Origin of the sequence: Verrucosispora sp. WMMC514 (genome assembly GCF_027497295.1) — a bacterium.
Taxonomy (GTDB): Bacteria; Actinomycetota; Actinomycetes; order Mycobacteriales; family Micromonosporaceae; genus Micromonospora; species Micromonospora palythoicola.
On record NZ_CP114906.1, the window covers coordinates 880,599 to 902,274 of the forward strand.

General features: G+C 71.4%; 24 protein-coding genes and 1 riboswitch. Of the genes, 14 read left to right on the top strand and 10 right to left on the bottom strand.

Features of this window, described 5'->3' with window-relative positions:
• The first annotated feature begins 2 nt into the window (after positions 1–2).
• From O7597_RS03850 to O7597_RS03875, 6 genes are all read left to right on the top strand, one after another.
• On the top strand, positions 3–1,028 hold the full coding sequence (locus tag O7597_RS03850) for an ABC transporter permease (RefSeq protein ID WP_269737758.1): 1,026 nt from the start codon (positions 3–5) through the stop codon (positions 1,026–1,028).
• A gap of 67 nt (positions 1,029–1,095) precedes the next feature.
• On the top strand, positions 1,096–2,115 hold the full coding sequence (locus tag O7597_RS03855) for a substrate-binding domain-containing protein (protein WP_281582037.1): 1,020 nt from the start codon (positions 1,096–1,098) through the stop codon (positions 2,113–2,115).
• 3 nt (positions 2,116–2,118) lie between these two features.
• On the top strand, positions 2,119–3,663 hold the full coding sequence (locus tag O7597_RS03860) for a sugar ABC transporter ATP-binding protein (RefSeq protein ID WP_269737760.1): 1,545 nt from the start codon (positions 2,119–2,121) through the stop codon (positions 3,661–3,663).
• Positions 3,660–4,115, top strand: a complete 456-nt coding sequence (rbsD, locus tag O7597_RS03865; protein WP_269737761.1) for a D-ribose pyranase — start codon at positions 3,660–3,662, stop codon at positions 4,113–4,115. The genes O7597_RS03860 and rbsD overlap by 4 nt, the downstream gene beginning before the upstream one ends.
• A gap of 40 nt (positions 4,116–4,155) precedes the next feature.
• Positions 4,156–4,860: a deoxyribose-phosphate aldolase gene (gene deoC, locus O7597_RS03870; RefSeq protein ID WP_269737762.1), complete on the top strand. Its 705-nt coding sequence runs from the start codon at positions 4,156–4,158 to the stop codon at positions 4,858–4,860.
• A 78-nt stretch (positions 4,861–4,938) separates the two neighbouring features.
• Entirely contained in the window at positions 4,939–5,706 is a 768-nt protein-coding gene (locus tag O7597_RS03875; RefSeq protein ID WP_269737763.1) for a GntR family transcriptional regulator, read from the top strand.
• 18 nt (positions 5,707–5,724) lie between these two features.
• Here O7597_RS03875 and dusB read toward each other — a convergent pair whose 3' ends face one another.
• The 5 genes from dusB to O7597_RS03900 all read right to left on the bottom strand — a co-directional run bounded on the left by dusB (position 5,725) and on the right by O7597_RS03900 (position 10,472).
• The gene (dusB, locus tag O7597_RS03880) at positions 5,725–6,873 is read right to left on the bottom strand and encodes a tRNA dihydrouridine synthase DusB (RefSeq protein ID WP_269738684.1); all 1,149 of its coding nucleotides are present in this window, start codon (positions 6,871–6,873) and stop codon (positions 5,725–5,727) included.
• 54 nt (positions 6,874–6,927) lie between these two features.
• The gene (locus O7597_RS03885) at positions 6,928–7,779 is read right to left on the bottom strand and encodes a hypothetical protein (RefSeq protein ID WP_269737764.1); all 852 of its coding nucleotides are present in this window, start codon (positions 7,777–7,779) and stop codon (positions 6,928–6,930) included.
• Positions 7,780–7,902: 123 nt separating this feature from the next.
• A complete protein-coding gene (locus O7597_RS03890; RefSeq protein ID WP_269737765.1) occupies positions 7,903–9,282 on the bottom strand; it encodes a glycine--tRNA ligase in 1,380 nt (459 codons plus the stop codon).
• A gap of 112 nt (positions 9,283–9,394) precedes the next feature.
• Positions 9,395–9,892, bottom strand: coding sequence for a hypothetical protein (locus tag O7597_RS03895; protein WP_269738685.1), 498 nt, complete (start codon positions 9,890–9,892; stop codon positions 9,395–9,397).
• 238 nt (positions 9,893–10,130) lie between these two features.
• The gene (locus tag O7597_RS03900; protein WP_269737766.1) at positions 10,131–10,472 is read right to left on the bottom strand and encodes an antibiotic biosynthesis monooxygenase; all 342 of its coding nucleotides are present in this window, start codon (positions 10,470–10,472) and stop codon (positions 10,131–10,133) included.
• Between the two features lie 29 nt (positions 10,473–10,501).
• Here O7597_RS03900 and O7597_RS03905 point away from each other — a divergent pair, with 29 nt between their 5' ends.
• From O7597_RS03905 to O7597_RS03935, 7 genes are all read left to right on the top strand, one after another.
• Positions 10,502–10,759: a hypothetical protein gene (locus O7597_RS03905; protein WP_269737767.1), complete on the top strand. Its 258-nt coding sequence runs from the start codon at positions 10,502–10,504 to the stop codon at positions 10,757–10,759.
• A gap of 54 nt (positions 10,760–10,813) precedes the next feature.
• Positions 10,814–11,791 (top strand): metal ABC transporter substrate-binding protein, encoded by a 978-nt coding sequence (locus O7597_RS03910; protein ID WP_281582038.1) that lies wholly within the window; start codon positions 10,814–10,816, stop codon positions 11,789–11,791.
• The gene (locus O7597_RS03915; protein ID WP_269737769.1) at positions 11,788–12,552 is read left to right on the top strand and encodes an ABC transporter ATP-binding protein; all 765 of its coding nucleotides are present in this window, start codon (positions 11,788–11,790) and stop codon (positions 12,550–12,552) included. The genes O7597_RS03910 and O7597_RS03915 overlap by 4 nt, the downstream gene beginning before the upstream one ends.
• Positions 12,549–13,418, top strand: coding sequence for a metal ABC transporter permease (locus O7597_RS03920; protein ID WP_269737770.1), 870 nt, complete (start codon positions 12,549–12,551; stop codon positions 13,416–13,418). The genes O7597_RS03915 and O7597_RS03920 overlap by 4 nt, the downstream gene beginning before the upstream one ends.
• A gap of 37 nt (positions 13,419–13,455) precedes the next feature.
• Complete coding sequence (locus O7597_RS03925; RefSeq protein ID WP_093407467.1) at positions 13,456–13,755, top strand: metalloregulator ArsR/SmtB family transcription factor; 300 nt, start codon at positions 13,456–13,458, stop codon at positions 13,753–13,755.
• A 67-nt stretch (positions 13,756–13,822) separates the two neighbouring features.
• A complete protein-coding gene (locus O7597_RS03930) occupies positions 13,823–14,221 on the top strand; it encodes a transcriptional repressor (RefSeq protein WP_269737771.1) in 399 nt (132 codons plus the stop codon).
• Between the two features lie 116 nt (positions 14,222–14,337).
• Positions 14,338–14,949 (top strand): hypothetical protein, encoded by a 612-nt coding sequence (locus tag O7597_RS03935; RefSeq protein WP_281582039.1) that lies wholly within the window; start codon positions 14,338–14,340, stop codon positions 14,947–14,949.
• Between the two features lie 164 nt (positions 14,950–15,113).
• Here the strand turns inward: O7597_RS03935 and O7597_RS03940 are convergent, their stop codons facing one another.
• The 5 genes from O7597_RS03940 to O7597_RS03960 all read right to left on the bottom strand — a co-directional run bounded on the left by O7597_RS03940 (position 15,114) and on the right by O7597_RS03960 (position 20,545).
• Positions 15,114–17,024 carry an acyl-CoA dehydrogenase family protein gene (locus tag O7597_RS03940; RefSeq protein ID WP_269738686.1) on the bottom strand — a complete coding sequence of 637 codons (1,911 nt, stop codon included), beginning with the start codon at positions 17,022–17,024 and terminating at the stop codon, positions 15,114–15,116.
• A gap of 214 nt (positions 17,025–17,238) precedes the next feature.
• Complete coding sequence (locus tag O7597_RS03945; RefSeq protein ID WP_269737773.1) at positions 17,239–17,739, bottom strand: DUF6328 family protein; 501 nt, start codon at positions 17,737–17,739, stop codon at positions 17,239–17,241.
• Between the two features lie 108 nt (positions 17,740–17,847).
• On the bottom strand, positions 17,848–18,678 hold the full coding sequence (locus O7597_RS03950; protein ID WP_281582040.1) for an alpha/beta fold hydrolase: 831 nt from the start codon (positions 18,676–18,678) through the stop codon (positions 17,848–17,850).
• A gap of 77 nt (positions 18,679–18,755) precedes the next feature.
• Positions 18,756–19,607: a TIGR03943 family protein gene (locus tag O7597_RS03955; protein ID WP_281582041.1), complete on the bottom strand. Its 852-nt coding sequence runs from the start codon at positions 19,605–19,607 to the stop codon at positions 18,756–18,758.
• Positions 19,604–20,545: a permease gene (locus O7597_RS03960; protein ID WP_269738687.1), complete on the bottom strand. Its 942-nt coding sequence runs from the start codon at positions 20,543–20,545 to the stop codon at positions 19,604–19,606. Before O7597_RS03960 ends, O7597_RS03955 begins: the two co-directional genes overlap by 4 nt.
• Positions 20,546–20,877: 332 nt before the next feature.
• Positions 20,878–20,983, top strand: a riboswitch (TPP riboswitch).
• A gap of 72 nt (positions 20,984–21,055) precedes the next feature.
• Between O7597_RS03960 and O7597_RS03965 the strand changes: the two genes are divergently transcribed.
• Positions 21,056–21,646: an ECF transporter S component gene (locus tag O7597_RS03965; protein ID WP_269737776.1), complete on the top strand. Its 591-nt coding sequence runs from the start codon at positions 21,056–21,058 to the stop codon at positions 21,644–21,646.
• Positions 21,647–21,676: the final 30 nt, after the last annotated feature.

Consider the following 21,676-nt stretch of genomic DNA (forward strand, 5'->3'; position numbering starts at 1 on the left):
AGATGGCCCAGATGACCGCGCAGGCGGCACCGCCGGAAGTGTCCGCCGCCCCCCACAGCCCGTCGCCCCTACGGCGGTTCCTGCACGCCCGCGAGGCGAGCACGTTCCTCGCCCTGGTCGTGCTGTTCGCTTTGGGCAGCACGCTCGCCCCGGGCTTCCTGGGCACCGACAACTTCCTGACCGTCGGACAGCAGATCGCCCAGATCGGCATCATGGCGATCGGGGTCACCTTCGTCATCATCAACGCGGAGATCGACCTCTCCGTCGGCTCGATCTACGGGCTCGGTGCCGTCGTCGCCGGCCTGCTGATGACCTCGGACATCGCGTGGCCGCTCGCGGCCCTCGGCGGGGTGGCCGCCGGTGCGGTCGCCGGCATGCTCAACGGCCTGATGACCGTGGGCTTCGGAATCCCGTCCTTCATCGTCACCCTCGGCACCCTGAGCGTGTACCGGGGAGTCACCCTGCTGCTCAGCGGCGGTTCGCCGATCTCACTGTCCAGCAGCGACCCGAACGTCGCCGAGTTCAACCTGCTCGGTCAGGGCGAGCTGTTCGGCCTCCTCCCCATGCAACTGGTCATCTTCGCGCTGGTCGCCGTGCTCGGCGCGATCGTGCTGTCCCGCTCCCGGTACGGCTTCAACACGTACGCGGTCGGTGGCAGCGCCGAAGCCGCCCGGCTCTGCGGTATCAACACCGGCCGCGTGAAGATCATCGCCTTCACCATCTCGGGCACCCTCGCCGGCCTCGCGGGCGTGCTCGGCCTGTCCTTCCTGTCCTACGTGCAGGGCGTCACCGGTACCGGGATGGAACTCGTGGCCATCTCCGCCGTGATCATCGGTGGCGCGGCGCTGTTCGGCGGCTCCGGCACCATGCTCGGCACCGTCATCGGCGTGGCGTTCATCGGCGTCCTGCAGAACATCCTCAACCTGCGCGGCATCTCCTCGTTCTGGCAGACCGTCGCGACCGGCGCGGTGATCATCCTCGCCGTGGCGGCCGACACCTGGCTGCGCAAACGCTCCGGACGACGCTGACCCGGCGTCCGCCCGACAGCCGGGCGCGCTACGCACCATCCGATCCCACCCCAAAGGAGCCACCCCGATGAGACTCACCCTTGCCCGCCGGGCCGCGGTCGCCGCGACCCTCGGTCTGACCCTCGTGGCCAGCGCGGCCTGCGGCGCGGTCACCTCCGCCAACGACGACTCCACCGGCAGCGGCGAGTTCCAGCTCGCCGACTACATCTCCGAAGCCGTCGAGCAGGGCGACCAGCTCAAGATCCGGCTCAGCTACCACGACCCGTCCCTGGCCTTCGCGGTGCCGATCCGGGAGGGCATGGAGCGGGCCGCCAAGGAGTTGGGCGTCGACGCGCAGATGATCGGACCCACCGGTGGCAGTGCCGCCGACCAGGTCGCCGAGCTGCAAACTCTGATCAACCAGAAGCAGATCCACGGTCTGGCGGTCTCATCGGCCAGCAACGACGCGCTGAAGCCGGTCATCGCCCAGGCGTACGACGCGGGCATTCCGATCATCTCGTTCAACACGAACAACCCGGAGTCCAAGCAGATGGGCTTCGTCGGCCAGGATCTGGTCGCCTCCGGTGAGTCCCTGGCCAAGGAACTGCTCGGCGTGCTCGACGGCGAGACCGGCAAGGTCGTGGTGGTCTCCGTCGACTCCGGCGCCGGTTGGTCGAACGACCGCTTCTCCGGCTTCGAGTCCGGGCTGAAGGGCTCCGGCATCGAGATCGTCGGCCCGGTGAACACCGGTAACGAGCCGAGCGCGGCGTACAACACGATCGAGTCGACGATGGCCGCGCAGAAGGACGCCATCGCGCTGGTCTCCCTCGACTGCTGCAGCTTCACCGCCGGGGCGAAGTGGCTGGAGCAGTCCGGCAACGCCGGAAAGATCCACTCGGTGGGCTTCGACGTGCAGCCGCAGACCGTCGAGTACCTCAAGGCCGGTGTGGTCGACCTGACCATCAGCCAGGGCCCGGCGGAGCAGGGCTACCAGGCCGTCAAGCTGCTCGTCGATTACCTGAAGAACGGCACCGAGATCAGCGACGTGGACACCGGTGCGCTGGTGGTCACCCCCGAGAACGTCGCCTCGGTGCCGGTGGAGGGCTGAGCCATGACCAGCCCGGCCACGATCGCCGCCCCGCCGACCCCCGCCGTCGAGGTGACCGGCCTTTCGCGGCACTTCGGTCCGGTCCGCGCTCTCCAGGATGTCTCCCTGGCCGTGCCGGCCGGCAGCCTCACCGCCGTCATGGGCGAGAACGGCGCCGGCAAGTCGACGCTGATGAAGATCCTGGCCGGGCTGGACAGCCCCACCACCGGCACGGTGCGGGTGGACGGCGACGAGGTCCGTCGGTTCGATCCGGCCACCCTGCTCAGTCGGCACCGGGTGGCCCTGGTGCCGCAGGAACTCGCCCTCGCACCGGACCGGACGGTCGCCGAGAACATCATGCTCGGTGTCGAGCCCGGCTCCCGGCTCTTCCCGAACCCGCGCCGGATGGACGAGCAGGCCGCCGCCCTGCTGGCGCGTCTCGGCGTACGGGTGGACCCCCGCCGCACCGTGGGGCGGCTGGACGCCGCCACCCAGCAGTTGGTGGTCGTCGCCCGGTCGCTCGCCCGGCAGGCACGGCTGGTCATCCTCGACGAGCCGACCTCGATCCTCTCCCCCGCCGAGTCCGAGCGGCTGTTCGAGGTGATCGCTTCGCTGCGGGCCGACGGCGTGACGATGCTCTACGTCTCGCACCGGATGCCCGAGGTGTTCGCCCTGTCGCAGCACATCCACGTGCTGCGCGACGGGCGGCACGTGGCGCAGTGGCCGACCGCCGAGGTCACTCCGGATCAGGTGGTGGCCGCGATGGTGGGCCGCGAACTCGCCGGAGAGTTCGGTCGGCACGAGCCCGCAGCGCCCGTCACCGCGACTGCGCCACGGCTGCGCCTGCGCGGCGTCTCCGGTGCCGGTTACACCGCAGTCGACCTGGATGTCGCGCCCGGCGAAGTGGTGGGCGTAGCCGGGTTGCCCGACAGTGGCCGCGTCGAGTTGCTGCGGGGAGTCTTCGGTGCCGACCCGGTCGACGACGGCGAACTGGCGCTGGACGGACAGCCGTTCGCCGCCCGGTCGCCTCGCGATGCCATCGCCGCGCAGGTCGCGTACCTGCCCGGCGAGCGGCGCCAGCAGGGGATCCTGCCGACGATGAGTGTGGCCGACAACGTCAACGCCCTGACGTTGCGCCGCCGCCAGCGGTTCGGTCTGCTGCGGCGGCGGGCCCTGCGCGACGACGCCCAGGCGCGTTCCCGCGAGCTACGGGTCAAGACCTCGACCGTGACCCAGGGCATCACCCAGCTCTCCGGCGGCAACCAGCAGAAGGCACTGCTGGCCCGCTGGTTGTCGATCGATCCCCGCCTGATGCTGCTGGACGAGCCCACCCGGGGCGTCGACGTCGGCGCGAAGGCGGAGATCTACCGGCTCTTCCGGACGCTGGCCGAGGACGGTGTCGCCATCCTCGTCTCCTCGTCCGACCTGCCGGAACTGCTGACCGTCAGCGACCGGATCGCCGTCATGGCCGCCGGCCGCGTGGTCGGCGTCCTGCCCGCCGCCGAGGCCACCGAGGAGAAGGTCATGGCGCTGGCCACCGGCGCGCACACCATGAAGGAGACGACATGAAACGTACGGGCGTACTCAACGCCGAACTGTCCGGGGTGCTGGCCACGCTCGGCCACACCGACCTGCTGCTGGTGGTCGACGCCGGTTTTCCCATCCCGCGTACCGCCCACCGCGTCGACCTGGCCATCGCCGAGGACCTGCCCTCGCTCACCACCGTGCTCGACCTGATCGCCGACGAGATCATCGTGGAGGGCGTGGTCGTCGCCGAGGACGTCACCACCCACAACAAGCCGCTCGCGGACTGGCTGGGGCAACGCTTCCCGGGCGTGCCGCTGAGCACCCGTCAGCATGCCGAGATGCTCGGTGAGCTGGCCGGACAGGCCAAGGCGATCGTCCGGACCGGGGCCTTCAACCCGTGGGGCAACGTCGGCCTCATCTGTGGCGTGGACGTGCCGCGCTGGTTCGACGAGCCCGGAATCATCGTGCCCGACTACTACCGGGACCGGATGTAGCGGCGCGCCCCGCGCCACGAGTACCACATTGGAGAAGATCGTGAGCACTGCCATCCTGGCCGACACCGTCGCCCCCGCCGCGTTGGCCCCGTACATCCAACACACTCTCATCGAGGTCGGCGTCACCCGCGACCGGATCGTGGCCCACGCGGAGGAGGCCGCCCGGTACGGCTTCAACGCCGCGATGGTCCCCGGCTCGTGGGTGCCGGAGGTCGCCGAGGTGCTACGCGGCACCGGTATAGAGGTCGCCTCAGCCCTGGACTTTCCCTCCGTCGGGGTGACCACCAGCGCCGGCAAGGCCGCCGAGGCGGAGAGCCTGGTACGGGCCGGCGCCACCCAGATCGACATCGGGGTTCAGATCGGCTGGCTGAAGAGCGGGCGGTACGACGCGTTCCGCGACGACATCGCGGGCGTGGTCCGCGCCGCCGGGGTGCCGATCAAGGTGATGCTCGAACTGCCGTTGCTCACCCCGGCCGAACGGGACGTCGCCGTGGACCTGGCCGTGGAGGCCGGTGCGGCGGTGCTCAAGAACGCCAGCAGCGGAGCCGTGGAGGTGGCCAACCCGGACAGCATCGCCTACCTGGTGGCACGGGCCCCGCAGGGCGTGACGGTCAAGGCGTCCGGATCCATCAAGTCGTTCGATCAGGCGGTCGCGCTGCTGCGGGCGGGTGCGGTGCTGCTCGGCACCAGCGCCGGGGTAGCTATCGTCACCGACGCGACCGACGATCAGACGACGAGCTACTGAGCCGCCGTCGCCCCTCGGCCCGAGCGACCGCACCACGGTTGGCGTCGGGGGGCGACGGCCCCCAGGGTGGAAGGTGACATGTCCGACCAGTTGCATGCGGCCGGGGCGTCCGAGCGGCTCGACCGGGACGCGCCGGTGCCCCTGCACGCCCAGGTGTCGGAGCAGATCCGAGCCCGGATCCTGTCCGCCGAGTGGCCACCGCACTACCGGCTACGCAGCGAGCCGGAGTTGGCGACCGAACTCGGCATTTCCCGTGGCACCCTGCGTCGGGCGCTGTCCACGCTGATCCGCGACGGCTTGCTGGTGCAGGTACGCGGTCGCGGCACCTTCGTCACCTCCACCGCGATCGAACCGTCGATCGCCCAGAAGCTGACCACCCTGTCCGAGGACTTCGCGCGGCAGGGAGTCACCGTCACCACGCAGGTGATCTCCCGGGAGGTCATGCCCGCGCCATCGCCGGTCGCGGCGCTGCTCGACCTTCGACCAGGCCAGTCGGTGCTGCGGTTGGCCCGACTGAGGTCCATCACCGCAGGTCCGGTCGCCTGGCTGGTCAACTACGTACGCGTGGACCTGGCACCCGGCCTGGAGCACGCCGACCTGGCCGACCGCTCCCTGTTCGGGTTGCTGGAGAACGACTACGGGCTCAAGATCAGCACCGGCCGGCGTACCTTCACCGCGACGGCCGCGTCCGGTCGGACCGCGGCGGCGCTTGAGGTACCGGAGAACTTTCCGCTGCTCTACCTCGAACAGATCACCTATCTCGACGACGGCCGGCCGATCGAGTACTCGGACGTGTGGATCCACAGCGAGCGGATGCGCGTCACCTCGCTGCTCTCCCGCCGCTGACGGGCCGGGCAGCCGGGGTCAGCCGCCGGAGTCGTCCAGCTCCGCGCCCTCGGGAACGGTGTCGTCGTCGCGGCTGGCCAGCCAGCCGTCGGGCAGGAAGACCTTGCCCGGTGAATTGGTGCGACCGCGCGGCTGGCCCAGCGTCTCCACCGGGAACGGCACCGCCGGGTCCAGCTTGCCGAGCAGGTCGTCGAGCTGGGCCAGGCTGTCGATCATCGCCAGGGAGCGGCGCAGCTCGCTGCCGACCGGGAAGCCCTTGAGGTACCAGGCGACGTGCTTGCGAAAGTCGGTGCAGCCGTCCCGCTCACCCCGGGCCGGGTTGCGGGCACCGGCGGTGAACTGCTCGACCAGCAGCTCGGCGTGCCGGCGCATGGTCACCGCCACCTCGCCGAGGGTGGGCAGCCGCCGCTGCGGCGAGCCGTTGAACGCCGCCTCCAGGTCGGCGAAGAGCCACGGCCGACCGAGGCAGCCACGGCCGATGACCACACCGTCGACGCCGGTGTGCGCCACCATCCGCAGCGCGTCGTCGGCCTCCCAGATGTCGCCGTTGCCGAGCACCGGCACGTCGAGGGCCTGCTTGAGGGTGGCGATGGCGTCCCAGTCGGCGGTGCCCGAGTACCGCTGCGCGGCCGTACGCCCGTGCAGGGCGACCGCGGCGACGCCGGCCTCCTGGGCGGCCAGCCCCGCCTCGACGTACGTCAGGTGGTCGTCGTCGATGCCCTTGCGCATCTTGACCGTGACCGGCACCCCGGCGGGTGACGCGGCGGCCACCGCGGCCCGCACCAGGCGGGCGAAGAGCCGCCGCCGCCAGGGCAGCGCCGCGCCGCCACCGCGTCGGGTCACCTTCGGCACCGGGCAGCCGAAGTTGAGGTCGACGTGATCGGCCAGATTCCGCTCGACCACGATCCGGACGGCGGCGGCGGTGGTCTCCGGGTCGGTGCCGTAGAGCTGGAGGCTGCGCGGGCGCTCGTCCGCTCCGAACGCGATCATCCGGAGCGTCTTCGGGTTCCGCTCGACCAGGGCGACCGTCGTGATCATCTCGCAGACGTAGATGCCGCCGCCCTGCTCCCGGCAGAGCTGCCGGAAGCCGACGTTCGTGATGCCGGCCATCGGGGCGAGCACCACCGGCGGCCACACCTGGTGCGGCCCGATGGCCAGCGGCGGCAGGTCGGTGGCGGGACGGAGGGCGGTTTCCACCGCTCAAGGGTACGCAGGCCGTGGTCAGCCCCGCCGCCACGGCCACCGGCGACCGCCGCGGTCCGGCTCCGAGGCACTCCGAAGAAGCTCCGCCGTCGCCGCTAGTTTGTGCCGGATCTCCATGCCGGTCACGCCGAGCAGATCGGCCAGCTGGCTGCCCTGCTCGACCACCAACCGGGCGCGCTCGACGTCGCCGATCATCAGCAGCGCCGGCGCGTAGATCGAGTAGGTGCTGGCCAGCTCCCAGATGGTGATCGGCTGATGCGGGTCGAGCGCCTTCAGACGCAGCTCCGTCGCCCGGGAGGCGGCCAGCGCCGCCTCCTGGGCATCGGACGCCGCACCCTGCTCCTGATGGCGGTGCAGCAGGGCGTTCGCGTAGTTGTGGTAGGCGGTGGCCATCGCCGCGCGGGTGCGCGGCCCCGCGCCAGGCGGCGGACCGGCGGTGTGCAGACCGATCTCGATCGCCTTCTCCAGCAACTGCAGCCGCGGACCGGGGCTGCCGGCCACGAACGCCGACTCGCCGGAGTCCACGAACGCGGTGATCAGCTCGGCCAGCGCCTCGTCCCGCCGCGGCTGGGTCGGATCGGGATGCTCCGCCGCCACCGCCTGATGGATCTCCGCGAACAGGACGATGGCCTCGTGGCCCGCCTCCTTCGCCCGTTCGTGGCGGCCCAGTGCGGTCGACAGCATGCCGTACCGCCACAGGGCCCGGGCCAGCTGGCGTTGATCGTGCCGGTCGACCCGGCTGCCCGCGACGGCCTGCCGGTACGCCTCGATGACCCGCGGCCAGAGCGCGTCCGCCTGCGGCCAGCGCGCCGGCTGGGTGGAGTACTCCCGCGCCCGTTCGAAGATCTCCTCGCGTGCTTCCGGCTCCACGTCGTCGGCCCTTCGTCGTCTCCGTGCGGCTCTGCCCGCCCTGGAGACATCATTGGCCATGGATGCCAGTCGCATGACCCGGTGAGTGCGGTCCGGACCGCACTCACCGGGGCGAGCCCGGGATCAGCAGCCGGGCAGGTGGTCGATCAGGTAGCGCTCGACCTGGTCGAGGCCGATCCGTTCCTGGGTCATGGTGTCCCGGTTCCGTACCGTCACCGCGTTGTCGTCGAGCGTGTCGAAGTCGACGGTGACGCAGAACGGGGTGCCGATCTCGTCCTGCCGGCGGTAGCGGCGACCGATGGCCTGCGAGTCGTCGAACTCGACCACCCAGCGCTTGCGCAGGTCGGCGGCGAGCTGCTTCGCCTTCGGCGAGAGCGCCTCGTTACGTGACAGCGGCAGCACCGCCACCTTGACCGGGGCCAGTCGCGGGTCGAAACGCATCACGGTGCGCTTGTCGACGCCACCCTTGGTGTTCGGCGCCTCGTCCTCGTCGTACGCCTCGAGCAGGAAGGCCAGCACCGCGCGGGTGAGGCCGGCGGCCGGTTCGATCACGTAGGGGATCCACCGCTCGCCCTTGGACTGGTCGAAGTACGACAGGTCGACGCCGGAGTGCTTGCTGTGCGTGGACAGGTCGAAGTCGGTGCGGTTGGCGATGCCCTCCAACTCGGCGAACTCGGTGCCGCCGAACTGGAACCGGTACTCGATGTCGACGGTGCGCTTCGAGTAGTGCGAGAGCTTCTCCTTGGGGTGCTCGTAGAAGCGCAGGTTGTTCTCCGACAGGCCGAGGTCGAGGTACCAGTTCCAGCGCTCGGCCAGCCAGTACTCGTGCCACTGCTCGTCGCTGCCCGGCTCGACGAAGAACTCCATCTCCATCTGCTCGAACTCGCGGGTACGGAAGATGAAGTTGCCCGGGGTGATCTCGTTGCGGAACGACTTGCCGGTCTGCGCGATGCCGAACGGCGGCTTCTTGCGGGCGACCGTCTCCACGTTGCGGTAGTTGACGAAGATGCCCTGGGCGGTCTCCGGCCGCAGGTAGTGCAGGCCCTCGTCGCTCTCCACCGGGCCGAGGTAGGTCTTCATCAGGCCGTTGAACATCCGGGGCTCGGTGAAGGTGCCCTTGTTACCGCAGTTGGGGCAGTTCAACTCGGCCAGCGAGGTCGGCGGACGGCCGTGCTTGGCCTCGTACGCCTCCTCGAGATGGTCGGCGCGGAACCGCTTGTGGCAGGACTGGCACTCGGTCAGCGGGTCGACGAAGGCCTCCAGGTGCCCGGAGGCGGCCCACACGTCGCGGGCGAGGATCACCGCGGAGTCCAGACCCACCACGTCGTCGCGCTGCTGGACCATGGTCTTCCACCACTGCCGGCGCACGTTCTCCTTGAGCTCCACGCCGAGCGGACCGTAGTCCCAGGCCGACCGGGTGCCCCCGTAGATCTCGCTGGAGGGGAAGACGAAGCCTCGGCGCTTGGCGAGGCTGACGACGGCGTCGATACGGTCGGCTGGCATTTTTCCTCCTACGCCGACTGGCGGTCGGCGGGGACGTCACGGTCGGCGGGGACGGTTCGGGACCACGGTACGACCGGTGCGGTCCCGAACCCAGCACATTACCTGCGGCCGGTCAGTTGACTCCGCAGACCTCCATGCCGCCGGTCTGCGGATCCTGGGCGAGCACGACCTGCTGGCGTTCCTGGCCGCCGCCACGGTAGGTCACCTCCACCGGCACGGTGAGCGTGGTGGTGTCCACCTCACCGACCCGGTAGGAGGAGATCTGCGGTTCGGCGGCGGAGCGGCGTTCGAACTCCTGCCGGGACTCGCGCCGCCGGGCGTCCTCGCAGAGTTGGTCGTACGCCCGGCCGTAGTCACCGTCGGAGAGCGCCCGGTAGTAGTCGCCGGAGACCGTGCGGCCCTGCTCCTCGATCGCCTGCACCCCACTGACCAGCAGGCCGACGACCGCCGTGCCGCCACCGCCGCAACAGAGCAGCAGGGCCAGCGCTCCCGCGCCGAGACCGAGCCAGAGCCGGGACCGACCTCCCTCGGTCGGCGGCGCCGCGAACGGCGGCGCCACCCCGGGCCCGGGCGGCGGCACCGGCGCCCCCTGCTCCGGGCTGGACGGCAGCGGACCGGGCGGTAGCTGACCAGCGGCCGGCGGGCCGGGCACCTGGTGGGCCGGCGGCGAACCGGGTGACGTCGGGCTGGGCGGTGGCGCCGCCGGGCCCGGTTCGGGACCGGGCGACGTCGGGTCGGGTTGCTGTTGGCCGGCGGGCGGCGGCGCATCGGTGCCGGGCAGCGAAGGGTCTGGTGGTGGGGCTGCCGGTCCGGGAGCGGTCATGGAAGCCAGCGTAGTGCCCGGCGACTCAGCGGTAAGGACCCGCAGCCCGGTCGCTGGCCACCGTGACCACGTCCCCGCCCGGCACGGCGGTCGCCAACGGCTCGTACGCGGAGGGCTCGTCGAGACTCTCGGCGAGCAGCGGCACCGCCGTGATCTTCACATCGAATCCGCCGAGGGCGCGGCGGTAGGTGCCCACCGACTCCCACTCGGTGACCAGGCACCAGTGACGGGGGTCGTCCAGCGCCCGGACCAGTTGTCCGCGCTGGTAGCCGGGCCGCGCGGCCAGCGCCGCGAGGGCCGCGTGGGCTCGGGCGGCGAACGCGTCGGCGACGTCTTCGTCGACCACGAACCGGTTGGTCACCAGCACCGGCTCCTCCTCCTCGTAGAGTCTGTGGGATGCAGCGTACGCAGCCTGGGATCGCCGCCCGACTGGCCCGGACCAACCCGACGACGGTGTTCCTGGTCACCCTCGTCCTCGCGCTCGTCGCGTTCTTCGCCCCGGGCGTGATCGGTGGGCTGTTGACGCTGCTGCTGGCCGGCGCGCTGGCGGCCCTGCTGGTGACCACCTGGTCGGTGCAGACGCCGCAGACCCGGGCGATCCGGCTGATCGTGCTGACCCTGCTGGTCACCGCCGGCCTGGTGAAGCTGCTCTGACATGCAATCATGCGTTTTTGACAATCATTGTCGTTGTCGCGGAAAGTCGAGGACATGACCTTCCGCTCCGCCCCGCGCGCCCTGGCCACCGCCACGGCCGCCCTGCTCGCCCTGACCGGCGTCACCGCCTGTTCGAACGACGACAGCCCGGCCGGCGCCGACCCGCAGCGGGTCGACGTGGTGGCCGGTTTCTACCCGTTGCAGTTCCTCGCCGAGCGGATCGGCGGCGACGCCGTGGCCGTGACCAGCCTGGCCCGCCCCGGTGCGGAGCCGCACGACCTGGAGCTGAACCCGGGCCAGGTCGGCCAGATCAGCGAGGCGGAGCTGGTCCTGTTCCTGCACGGCTTCCAGCCCGCCGTGGACGAGGCGGTCGAGCAGCAGGCCGGTGACCGCGCCTTCGACGTGGCGACCGTGGAGCCCCTGCTGGACGCCACCGCCGGTGGCCACGACCACGACCACGAGGGCGAGGAGCACGCCGAAGGCGAGGAGCACGCCGAGGAGACGTCCGAGGGGGCCAAGGACCCGCACGTCTGGCTCGACCCGACCCGACTGGCCACCATCGGTGACAAGCTCGCCGAGCGGCTCGGCACGGTCGACCCGGACCGGGCCGGTGACTACACCGCGCGGGCGGCCACCCTGCGTACCGAGCTGGAGAAGCTGGACACGGAGTTCGCCGAGGGGCTGAAGACCTGCCAGCGCCGGGAGATCGTGGTCAGCCACACCGCGTTCGGCTACCTGGCGCAGAAGTACCAGCTGGAGCAGATCGGCATCACCGGGCTCACCCCGGAAGACGAGCCGTCCCCGCAGCGACTGGCCGCGGTCACCGAGGAGGCCCGGGAACACCAGGCCACCACGATCTTCTTCGAGACGCTGGTCAGCCCGAAGGTGGCCGAGACCATCGCCCGCGAGGTCGGCGCCCAGACCGCCGTGCTGGATCCGATCGAGGGCCTGTCAGCCGAGGGCGACGGGGACTACCTTTCGGTGATGCGTACCAACCTGCAAACCCTGAGGACGGCGTTGAGCTGCTCGTGACACCTGACGTCATCACCGTCACGCACGGGGTGGTCGGCTACGACGGCCGCCCCGTGCTTCGTGACGTTTCGCTCACCGTGACCGCCGGTGAGGTGGTCGCGGTTCTCGGCGCCAACGGCTCCGGCAAGTCCACCCTGATCCGCGCCATCCTCGGGCTCGTCCCGCTGAGCGCCGGCACAGTGACCCTCTTCGGCCGACCGGTCCGCCGGTTCCGCGAGTGGCACCGCGTCGGGTACGTCCCCCAGCGCCTCGGCGCGGGCAGCGGCGTGCCGGCCACCGTCGCCGAGGTGGTCGCCGCCGGACGGCTGGCCCGCCGGGGAGTCCTGCGTCCACCCGGACGCGCCGACCGGGAGGCCGTCGCCGAGGCGCTGCGCGCCGTCGGCCTGGCTGACCGGGCGAAGGACCCGGTCAGCACCCTCTCCGGCGGGCAGCAGCAGCGCACACTCATCGCCCGGGCCCTGGCCGGGCGGCCCGAACTGCTGATCCTCGACGAGCCGACAGCCGGCGTGGACGCGGCCAGCCAGGAGGCGTTCGCCGGTGCGCTGCACGACTTCACCGTCGGCGGAGGCACCGTCCTGCTCGTCGCCCACGAGCTGGGTCCGCTGCGCCCGGTGATCGGCCGGGCGATCGTCGTACACCAGGGGTTCGTGGCGCACGACGGCGCCGTGCCGGAGCCGGCCGGGCACCACGCCGCGCCCGACCACGACCACGTGCATCCGCACGGTCCCGAGGAGCCCGCCGGGCTGTGGAGCGCACGATGAGCCTCTTCCAGTACGAGTACATGCAGCTTGCGCTGGTCAGCGCTCTGATCATCGGGCTGACCGCGCCCGCGCTCGGCATCTACCTGGTGCAGCGGCGGCTGGCGCTGATCGGTGACGGCATCGGGCACGTCGCGCTGACCGGGGTCGGTGCCGGTCTGCTCTTCCAGACCTCCCCCGTGATCATGGCAGTGATCGCGGCCACCATCGGCGCGATCGCCATCGAGCTGATCCGCGAGCGCGGCCGGACCTCCGGCGACCTGGCCCTCGCGCTGCTCTTCTACGGCGGCATCGCCGGCGGGGTGGTGCTGGTCGGGCTCTCCGACAGCACCAGCTCCAACCTCAACGCGTACCTGTTCGGGGCGTTGAGCACGGCGTCCCGGGGGGACGTCGCCACCATCGCGGTGCTCGGTGCGGCGGTGCTGATCGCGATGATCGGGCTGCGGCCGGCGCTGTTCGCCGTCTGCCACGACGAGGAGTACGCCCGCGTCTCCGGCCTGCCGGTACGCACGCTCAACCTGCTGCTCGCGATCACCACGGCGATCACGGTGACGATCGCCATGCGCGCGGTCGGCGTACTGCTGATCAGCGCGCTGATGGTCGTCCCGGTGGCCACCGCGCAGCAGGTCACCCGAGGGTTCCGCAGCACCATGGCGGCGGCGATGGCACTGGGTCTGTTCGCCGGCGGGGCGGGCATCTGGATGGCGGCGCTCGCCGACACCGCGCCCGGCGCCTCGGTGGTGGTGCTCGCGATCGCCTCGTTCGTGACGGTCACCCTGCTGGCCGCCGGTTGGCGCCGGCTCCGGCGGACCCGGCCCCAGCCCACGCCGGCTCCGGAGCCCCACGAGGTGGTGCTCGGCGGGTCCTGATCCTGAGCGGTGCACCGGTATTGGTTACCGTTGCAGGGTGACCAGCGGATCCGGCTATGACGCGTACGAGGGTGCCAGCGAGTTGCTGCGCGCCCTCTCGGCACCGATCCGGCTGGCGATCGTCAGCGAGCTGGCCGGCGGTGAGCGCTGCGTGCACGAGCTGGTGGACAAGCTCGGGGTGGCTCAGCCGCTGGTTTCCCAGCACCTGCGGGTGCTTCGTGGGGCGGGCGTGGTCCGGGGTTCCCGGCGCGGGCGGGAGATCGCCTACACCCTGGTCGACGAGCACGTCGCGCACATCGTGGCGGACGCGGTCAGCCACGCCGGGGAGGGATCATGAGCGAGCGAATCATCAGGCTCAGTGCGGAGGTGCCTCATGACGGCACGCAGCGAAGCGGAGTGGCGTCATGAGCGACAGTGGTACGGCGGTTCGCAACACTCGTCAGCGTTCGGCGGTGAGTGCCCTGCTGGCCGAGACGGAGGGCTTCCACAGCGCCCAGGAGCTGCACGCGATGCTGCGTGATCGCGGCGAGCGGGTCGGGTTGACCACGGTCTACCGGACGCTGCAGGGGCTGGCCGACGCGGGCGAGATCGACGTGATGCGCCCGCCGGGCGGTGAGCACCTGTACCGCCGGTGCAGCGAGGGGCACCACCATCACCTGGTCTGTCGAGCCTGTGGGCGTACCGTCGAGGTCGCCGGCCCGACCGTGGAGGCCTGGGCCGATCGCGTCGCCGCACAGCACGGTTTCACCGACGTCAGCCACACCCTGGAGATCTTCGGCACCTGCCCCACCTGCGCCCGCTGACCAACCCCACCCACCGCCCGCCGCCCGCCGTCTTGCACTTCCGGTCGGGACAGATGCTGCTCTGACGGGCGGTTGTCGGGGTGCCGGGGGGCGGGGCACGTGGCAGGCTGTCCGGCGTGAAGATCTACGCTGATCGTTTCCCGACCGCGCTACGACAGCTGCTCACCGACCTGCTCGTCGTCGCCTGGGTGTACGCGACGATCCGGGGCGCACTGTGGCTGCACGACCTGGTGCAGAGACTTGCCGTACCCGGACAGAAGCTGGAGGGGGCGGGCGGCGGACTCGCCGACAATCTCGCCGAGGCCGGCGGCAAGGTCGGCCGGGTGCCGCTGGTCGGCGACGAGCTGACCGCACCCTTCGAGCGGGCGGCCGGTGCCGCCCGCTCGCTGGCCGAGGCCGGCCGCGACCAGCAGGAACTGGTCGACCAGTTGGCGCTGGCGCTGGCCGTCGGCCTGCTGATCGTGCCGCTCGGACTCGTGGTGTTCGGCTGGCTGCCGCTGCGGGTGCGTTGGATGCGCCGGGCGAGCTCGGCGGCGACGCTGGCCGCCGCGCCCGCCGGCCGGGATCTGCTGGCCCTGCGCGCGCTGGCCGGCCAGCCGCTGCGCAAGCTAACCCGGATCGCCCCCGACGTCGCCGAGGCGTGGCGACGCGGCGACGACACCACCGTCAACGCACTGGCCGCCCTCGAACTCCGCCGCCTCGGCCTCCGCGACCCCCAAGCCCCCTGAACCCTCCCCACCCCTCCCACCCATCCACCCACCCCACCCGTCGATCATGAAGTTGTTGTCATCGATATCGGCGTGTCGCGACAACAACTTCATGATCGACCCCGACGACGAGGCGGCGGCTGAAGGCGGGGCGGGGCGGGGGGTGGTCAGGGGGTGGGGGGTGGTCAGGGGGTGGGGGGTGGGGGGAGGCGGCGGCGGGCGTCGTCGGTGACGGTGGAGGGGCCGGGGGTCCAGGGGGCCACCCAGGGCAGGTCGGTGGGCGGGGTGACGACGCCGTCCTCCAGGGCCGCGTAGCGGCCGGCCAGGATGCGCTTGGCGGCGGTCACGTCGATCGAGTCGGTGTTCTCCCACAGGGCGGTGAACAGGGCGTCGACCCGGACCTTGGCCTGCCGGCAGAACAGGTCGGCCAGTTCCACGTTCTCCGGCCGGGTGTCGCGCTCGGCGCGGGCGCGCACGCAGACCGCGCTCATCGCGAACAGTTCCGCGCCGATGTCCACCACCCGGCCGAGGAACGCCTGCTTGCGCTCCATCTTCCCCTGCCAGCGGGACATCGCGTAGAAGGTGGACCGGGCCAGCTTCCGACTGGCGCGCTCCACGTGCCGCAAGTGACCGGCGAGCGGGCCGAACTCGCCGTACCCGGTGGGCTGCTGCCCCTTGCCGACCGCGAGGGTCGGCAGCCACCGCGCGTAGAACGCACCCGCCCGGGCACCGGCCTTCGCCTTGCGGGCGAGCCCGGCGTCGGGATCGATGATGTCGCCCGCCACCGAGAGGTGCGCGTCCACCGCCTCGCGCGCGATGAGCAGGTGCATGATCTCCGTCGAGCCCTCGAAGATCCGGTTGATCCGCAGGTCGCGGAGCATCTGCTCGACCGCAGCCGGACGTTCGCCCCGGGCGGTGAGCGAGTCGGCCGTCTCGTACCCTCGGCCGCCGCGGATCTGGACCAGTTCGTCGGCGATCCGCCAGGCCATCTCGCTGGCGTACAGCTTGACCAGCGCCGCCTCGATCCGGATGTCGTTGCGGTCGTCGTCGGCGAGCAGGCAGCAGAGGTCGAGCATGGTCTCCATGCCGTACGTGGTCGCGGCGATGAAGGAGAGCTTCTGGGCGACCGCCTCGTGCTCACCCACCGGCCGGCCCCACTGGACCCGCTCCGCCGACCACTCCCGGGCCACGTTCAACGCCCACTTGCCGGCGCCGACGCACATCGCCGGCAGCGACAACCGGCCCGTGGTCAGCGTGCTCAGGGCGATCCGCAGCCCCTTGCCCTCGCCACCGATGACGTTCTCCTTCGGTACGAAGACGTCGTGGAAGCGGGTGAGGCTGTTCTCCAGTCCACGCAGGCCGAGGAAGGCGTTGCGCCGCTCGACGGTGATGCCCTCGGCGTCACCGTCGACCACGAAGGCGGTGATGCCGCCACGACGCCCCTCGCCCTTCGGCACCCGGGCCATCACCACGAGCTGGGTGGCCACGGTGCCGTTCGTGGCCCACAACTTCACGCCGTTGATCCGGTAGCCGGTGCCGTCGGGCGTCGGTTCGGCGGTGGTCGCCAGGCGGGCCGGGTCGGAGCCCACATCCGGCTCGGTGAGCAGGAACGCGGAGACCTCCCCGGCGGCCAGTCGGGGCAGGAAACGGCGCTTCTGCTCCTCGCTGCCGAACATCTTCAACGGCTGTGGCACACCGATCGACTGGTGCGCCGACAGCAGTGCGCCGATCGCCGGGCTGACCGAGCCGGCCAGCATCAACGCCCGGCAGTAGTGCAGGTTGCTCAGGCCCAGCCCGCCGTACTCCCGACCGATCTTCATCCCGAAGGCACCCAGCCGGGCCAGCCCCTGGAACACCTCGTCGGGGATCCGCGCGTCGCGTTCGATCGCCGCGCCGTCCACCTCGGCGGCGACGTAGTCGCGGAGCCGGCCGAGGAACTCCTCGGCGCGGGCCTGTTCCTCCGGATCCGGCCGCGGCCACGGGTCGATCAGGTCGAGCCGCAGCCGCCCCAGGAAGAGTTCCTTGCCGAAGCTGGGCCGGTCCCAGGTGGTCTGCCGGGCCGCCTCGGCGACCTGACGCGCCTCCTTCTCGGACACCTGACCGGCCGCGTCCGGAGTGGACGCCCGGCGCGCGGTATCCGGCGACGGGTCGGCGTTACGGCTGTCGGTGGCTGACGGACGGTGGTTCTCGGCGATGGCCACGGCAAACCCCCGGGCTCGATCCGGACAGTCGGACTGTTCCGCCTGCTCAGCAGGCTACCCGTGTTCGTTACCCAATGGTAGCCACGGATATCCGCGGCAGTGGCCGGGCTCAGCCCTGGTTCAGGCCGCTCGGGTCCTCGTCGTCGTCGATGTCGTCCTCACCCCAGTTACGCCGGGCGAACGGCAGGATCATCCACAGGGTCAGGAACCACAGGCCGGCGACGGCACTGAGCACGAAGGCGATCGGTCGAGCGAGCACGAAGTCGGTGATCAACAGCACCGAACTCACCATCGCGATCAGCATGAAGGCGAGACCGCCGCTGGCCATCCGGTGGGCGAAGCGCACCAGTTCCGGCTTGCGTCCCTGCCGGAACAGCGCCCGGTGGAAGGCCACCGGGGAAATGATCATCGCGGTGGCGCCGGCGGCGGCCAGCAGCGCGACGATGTAGACGTCCCGCTGAAACTGGGTGGTGTCGTCGAAGCCGGCGCTGAACGGCAGGGTCAGCAGGAAGGCGAACAGGATCTGCACGCCGGTCTGCGCGACCCGCAATTCCTGCAACAGGTCGGCAAAGTTGCGCTGCCACCGCTGCTTCTCGGTTTCCTTTGACACCGCGGACCTCCGGGAGACTCCGCCGGCCAGCCGCCGGCGGTCACGCTGATGCCCCACGCGGTGCGAACCGAAACCCGCTCAGGATCCCCGTGCCCGCTCTCCGCCCACTCAAACCGCCGGGCGCACCCGGGCCAGGATCGCCTCGGCCAACGGCGTCGGTGCCTCGTCGGGGATCCAGTGGGTGACCCCGGCCAGTTCGACGAATCGGAGGTCCCCGGTCACGTGAGCGGCGCACGCCTGCGCGGCCACCCGCCCGATGGCCACGTCCCCGTCGCTCCAGACGAACGTGGTGGGCACCGACACCGGGCCGGTCGCCGCCAGATCCGCCTTCGACATCGCCCGGTACCAGTTCAAGGCGGCGGTCAACGCGCCCGGTTCGCGCATCGGATCGGCGTACGCCGCCACCCGTGCCGCGTCGCCGACGCCGCGCAGCAGCCGGCGCAACCCGACCGCGCCGAGCGACAACAACGTCTTCTCGGCCACCCCCGGCTGCCGGAACAGCAGCATGTACGCCGAGCGTGCCTTCTGTTGCGGATCGTTCACCAGCGCGTACGCCATGGCGGCCGGATGTGGCACGGAGACGGCGGTCAGCGTGCGCACCCGGTCCGGATGGGTGGCCGCCAGTGCCCACGCGACGACCGCGCCCCAGTCGTGCCCGACCACGTGCGCGGCGGGCACCCCGAGGGCGTCCAGCACCGCCACCGCGTCGGCGACAAGCTCCCCCAGCCGGTACGCCTCGACCTCGGCGGGCCGGGCCTGCGGCGAGTAGCCCCGCTGGTCGAGCGCGTAGCTGCGCAGACCGGCGGCGTGCAGGGCCGGCAGCACCCCGTCCCACTCGCCCGAGTGCTGCGGAAAACCGTGCAGCAGCAGCACCGGTTCGCCCTGCTCCGGACCGCCGGTGGCGACGTCGAACCGCAGACCCCGGGCCTCGATACGCATCCCGGCAGCCTACCGAGCACCCGGGACCGCGCCAGACGAGCGGCGCCCGCAGGGGGCCCGCAGGGGGTGGCGCGTGGTTAGTCGTACGGGCGCTTGGGGACGGGCACCTGCCGCCAGGACTCGACCTCCAGGTAGGGGATCTCGGCGTCGTTCACCGGGTCCCGGCCGAGCCGGTCGCTGTAACGGCCGATCACCTCCACCCAGCTGTCCTCGGGCAGCCCGGCCGGTACGTCGCCGGTCAACCCGAGCTTGACCGGGCGGCCGTCGGCGGCGCAGCAGGACAGCACCATCCGGGCCAGGATCGGCTGGCCGTCCGCGCCGGTGACGATGAAGCCGGTGAGCTGCACCCGCCGGTCGCCGATCGACGTGCCTCGGTCGAACAGCGCCCGCGAGGCGTAGTCCAGGACGCTGACCTGCACCGGGTCGCCCTCCGGCAACGGCGGGTAGTCCGACTGCTGTTGGCTGCTCAGCGCGGTGCCGGCCTGGCCCGCCGCGTACGAGCCGAGGGCCGGCGGGGCGACCAGCAGCAGGCCGAGCACGGGCAGGATCAGCAGCCAACCGACCCGTGGCTCGTGATGGGCATGCCCGTGCCCGTCGTGCCCGTCGGCAGGCCCGCTCGCCGGACCGCCAGCGTCGACGTCCGGGACGTCGACGCTGCCGCCGGCCGGGACACTGCCGCCGACAGCGGCACCGTCGCCACCGGCGGGAGCGCCGCCGGGTTCGCCGGCCGGGGCCAGCGCGCGGGGGGCCGCGGGGCGCAGCTCGTACCAGAGGGTCATGATCGCCCCGGCGACCAGCAGCAGGCCGGCGGCGATCAGGAAGGGGCGCAGCCCTTCCTTGACGTAGCGCAGGTAGAGGTCGGTGACGCTGGCCCGGATCACCGCACCGCCGAGCAGCAGCAGGATCACCGCCTGCGCCTGCCGGTTCACAGCAGCACCGCCCCGGCGCCGGCGGCGACAAGCAGGGCCACCACGAAGGTGGTCGGTGCGAACCGGAAGGCGAAGCGTCGACCGAACACACCGGCCTGCATCGAGATCAGCTTGAGATCGACCATCGGCCCCACCACCAGGAAGACCAGTCGGGACGTGAGCGAGAACTGGGACAGCGAGGCCGCGACGAAGGCGTCGGCCTCCGAGCAGAGCGAGAGCAGCACGGCGAGCAACGCCAGCGCCAGGATCGACAACCACGCGTTGTCGGCCAGGGTCTGCAACCACCGCTCCGGCACCAGCACGTTGATGCTGGCGGCGGCCATCGCGCCGAGCACCAGGAAACCACCGGCGTGCGTCACGTCGTGGCGTACCGCGGCCCAGAAGGCCCGGCCCCGGGACGCGTCGTCCAGTTCCGGACGACGCGGCATCCTGATCCATTCGGTACGCCCGAGCCGCAGCCAGAGCCAACCCATGATCATGGCGACGATCAGGCTGGCGACGCCCCGGGCGAGCACCATCTCGGGGTTGTTCGGGAAGGCCACCGCGGTGGCGGTGAGCACGATCGGGTTGACGGCCGGGGCGGCGAGCAGGAACGCCAGCGCGGCGGCCGGCGTGACACCGCGCCGGATCAGTGACCCGGCGATCGGCACCGAGCCGCACTCGCAGCCCGGCAGCACCACCCCGGCCGCGCTGGCCGCCGGTACCGCCAGTGCCGGGTGCCGGGGCAGCGCCCTCGCCCAGAAGGATCGGGGTACGAACACCGCGATCACCGCGGAGAGCAGCACGCCGAAGACCAGGAACGGCACCGCCTGCACCATGATCGAGACGAAGACAGTGGTCCAGGTCTGGATGCGGGGATCGTCCAGGGCGGCGGCGATCGGCTCCCGAAAGATGATCAGGAGGATCAGCAGCGCCGCCAGGACCTCCACCGAGCCGATCCGGTCGCCGAGCCAGCGCCGGGGCGGCTCGCCAGCGGCGGGCTCCGGGGTGCGGGTTCCGGTGTCGACGCCCCCGGCCGAGGCCCGACCGCCCGGTTCGCCCGGGACGGCCCGGTCAGTGTCTGTGGTCACCCGTCACCCTTCGGCCGTGGCGGATCGGCGGACTGAGATTACCGTCCGGCGCGGATGACGTCGATGGATGTCACAGATTCGGTCGGCCGCAGCCGCGTCCCCGGCCGACCGGACCAGCCGGACGCGAACACCCGTCGTGACCTGGGTGGATCACATTGCCGGTGGATCTTCCATGGTGTTAGCGTCGGCGGGACAGACAACACCTCCGACAGGGGAGCGCACAGCGCTGAGAGTGCGGGTCCGCCCGCAGACCCTCCGTACCTGATCTGGGTAATGCCAGCGCAGGGAGTTCGGTCCACCTCCAGCCCGCCACCGTCCGGCGCCGCCGGGCGGAGCGTGCGTCTTGCCTGGTTCGCATCCGGACTGGGAGCAATCATCGTGCAGACAACTGACAGCAACCGCTGGCGCACCATCGACATCGTGGTGGCGTCGGTCATCGCGGTCGCCTTCGGCGTCATCTTCTGGGCCTGGGGCGTGGTGTGGAGCGCCACCGAGGGCGCCTTCAGCTTCTTCCCGCCGGCACAGACGCTCATCTACGGTGTCTGGCTGGTGCCGGCCGTCCTCGGCGGCCTCGTCATCCGCAAGCCCGGCGCCTCGCTGTACTGCGAGTTGCTGGCGGCGGTCATCTCGGCCCTGCTCGGTAGCCAGTGGGGCACCATCGTCCTGTTGCAGGGACTGATGCAGGGCCTCGGCGCCGAGCTGGCCTTCGCCGCCTTCCGGTACCGCTCGTACCGGCTGCCGGCCGCCCTGCTGGCCGGCGCGCTGACCGGCCTGAGCGCGGCGATCTTCGACTTCGTCTACTGGAACGCCGAACGCGACATCGCCACCTACCGCCTGCCCTACGCCGCGCTCACCGTCGTCAGCGCCACCGTGATCGCCGGTGCCGGCGCCCACGCCCTCACCCGTGCCCTCACCCGCACCGGCGTCCTCGACCGCTTCCCCGCCGCCCGCGAACGCCCCCTCGTCTGACCTCGGAACCCGGCCACGTTGATCATGAGG

Coding starts and splice junctions, on each gene's coding strand:
- O7597_RS03850 (WP_269737758.1), top strand. CDS start 3: ATGGCCCAGATGACCGCGCAGGCGGCACCGCCGGAAGTGTCCGCCGCC.
- O7597_RS03855 (WP_281582037.1), top strand. CDS start 1,096: ATGAGACTCACCCTTGCCCGCCGGGCCGCGGTCGCCGCGACCCTCGGT.
- O7597_RS03860 (WP_269737760.1), top strand. CDS start 2,119: ATGACCAGCCCGGCCACGATCGCCGCCCCGCCGACCCCCGCCGTCGAG.
- rbsD (WP_269737761.1), top strand. CDS start 3,660: ATGAAACGTACGGGCGTACTCAACGCCGAACTGTCCGGGGTGCTGGCC.
- O7597_RS03875 (WP_269737763.1), top strand. CDS start 4,939: ATGTCCGACCAGTTGCATGCGGCCGGGGCGTCCGAGCGGCTCGACCGG.
- O7597_RS03890 (WP_269737765.1), bottom strand. CDS start 9,282: ATGCCAGCCGACCGTATCGACGCCGTCGTCAGCCTCGCCAAGCGCCGA.
- O7597_RS03905 (WP_269737767.1), top strand. CDS start 10,502: ATGCAGCGTACGCAGCCTGGGATCGCCGCCCGACTGGCCCGGACCAAC.
- O7597_RS03910 (WP_281582038.1), top strand. CDS start 10,814: ATGACCTTCCGCTCCGCCCCGCGCGCCCTGGCCACCGCCACGGCCGCC.
- O7597_RS03920 (WP_269737770.1), top strand. CDS start 12,549: ATGAGCCTCTTCCAGTACGAGTACATGCAGCTTGCGCTGGTCAGCGCT.
- O7597_RS03930 (WP_269737771.1), top strand. CDS start 13,823: ATGAGCGACAGTGGTACGGCGGTTCGCAACACTCGTCAGCGTTCGGCG.
- O7597_RS03950 (WP_281582040.1), bottom strand. CDS start 18,678: ATGCGTATCGAGGCCCGGGGTCTGCGGTTCGACGTCGCCACCGGCGGT.